This is a genomic window from Streptomyces sp. NPDC018263 (assembly GCF_055562575.1).
Window position 1 is genome coordinate 1 of the sequence record NZ_JBVHFA010000019.1, and the last position, 1,796, is coordinate 1,796.

At 35.4% G+C, this 1,796-nt stretch carries 2 protein-coding genes; both read right to left on the minus strand.

Translation table 11 applies throughout. The annotated features are described in order from the left end of the window. Positions 1–720: rolling circle replication-associated protein (locus ACZ3HQ_RS29555; RefSeq protein ID WP_435055990.1), on the minus strand; the 720-nt coding region annotated here is incomplete at its 3' end. Positions 721–1,243: 523 nt separating this feature from the next. Then, positions 1,244–1,393, minus strand: a complete 150-nt coding sequence (locus ACZ3HQ_RS29560; protein WP_350502499.1) for a toxin-antitoxin system HicB family antitoxin — start codon at positions 1,391–1,393, stop codon at positions 1,244–1,246. Positions 1,394–1,796 lie beyond the last annotated feature (403 nt).

The window sequence follows — 1,796 nt, forward strand, 5'->3', positions numbered from 1 at the left end:
AATTTGTATCTTATGAATATTGCCTAGATATTCATTTTCATAGTTTTTGGAATATGTTATATATTCGTCATGAGACTTTAGCAGAGTCTCTTTTTCTTTTTCCGTCAAAATATACTCTTCAGGCTTCTTTAACCCTCTACTCGAAAAATAAGACTTCTCTCCAAGTAATCTTTCGTCAATATTATCCTTTATCATATATTTCGTTATATAAGCCCCTACATTGTCCACGTGGTCTATTTTATTTATTTTAACAAACCCATGACCCCAGATGTCCGATAGAACGTCTACAGGCGTGTAAGGAAGGTTATAGACCAATAGGTGATAATGTATAGCCCCTCGTTTCTGAAACTCAATTACAGCAGTGTATTTTAGTTTTATTTTTAAAGTGTAATTCAGCCTTTGGATAAACTTTTTGAAGTTATAGTTAGATTGTTTTATGTCCTGCATGTTTTCAGCATATGTAAGTGTGAAAAATTTCGGTTGCTCGTTCCACGCATTTGCATTGGCATTTGCTTGGTTAAACACTTGCTTCCTTGCACGATATAACACATCAGACCTGTTCTTCATCTTTGTTTCAGCATCATTTATCCAATCATGATCAGACTGTTTTTTCCTACCAGCATTTTCACGAACTGCATCTTTACCTGTTGCTACCTCTTTCTCGTAGCTCAATAATTCCCATACACCGCCACTTTTTATTAGTTTGTGACGATACCTCAATTATAAAATACCTCTCTTCCTTGTCTAAATTTTTCTGCTTATTAATCGCTATAATCAAGTTAAGTAAGAAACAGAAATAGCGATTAAATATTAACCTATTTTTCTATCAGATTTAAACGGAAATATAAATCCTAAATCTACTAGAATTGTACCACTAAATTCGCCGCAGCCGGTTATTACTTTTCTATCAACTCCTGAAATTTTATAAAAGAATCCTGGTTGCAAAATGATAGTTTGTTTTAGTGCGTGTAATGTAACCACCATTACTTTTGTGTCTTCGGTTTTGTAATAAGAAATATTAAACATGTGCTCGTCCTCTTTTCTTGTTTTTTTAGTTGCGCTTCACCATCACCACTGCGTAGATCTACTCCATGAATCCTTGACTCGGAACCTTTGCGACCCAGATTACTTGCCACCGTCGCCACCTTCTAGAAATCTTTAATGTGGCAAACCGAACTAGGTTATCAGAGTCGCCTTTCCAAGTAAAGGAACCGCTACGCTTTCACTACGTAGAACTACTCCGTTAAAACTCTTTATCGTCTTTATATTCGCTCAGTATGTATGAAATCAAAGCGTTGACCGACATACCTCTCTTTTCAGCTTCTTTTTTTAACCATTCGTGTAGGTCTTCAGTAAGCCTTAGAGAAAAAACCGCTTTTCCCAATAACTTCACCTCCTTATGGTATCATTATAGTATCAAAGTGGTATCATGTCAATACCATAATGGTTAGTGTTATTTCTCTCGGTCTTTTATAAATAAAATAAATCCGCCTTGCGGTGTCGGGGGCCCCAACTGGAGTCACCCCACCCACACGCAAAAGGGCGGATTTTATATTTTCAAGGAAATTAAATAAGGACCCCATTATAGGAGTCCCATTGTCAAAGTTTGAACACTTTACCCGCTATTAGAAAACGGTAAAGTCATAGTATTTTTATTTTCTATGTGTTAAAATAGCGCTGTTAACTTTTGCGATTTAAGTTAATTTGTATCTTATGAATATTGCCTAGATATTCATTTTCATAGTTTTTGGAATATGTTATATATTCGTCATGAGACTTTAGCAGAGTCTCTTTTT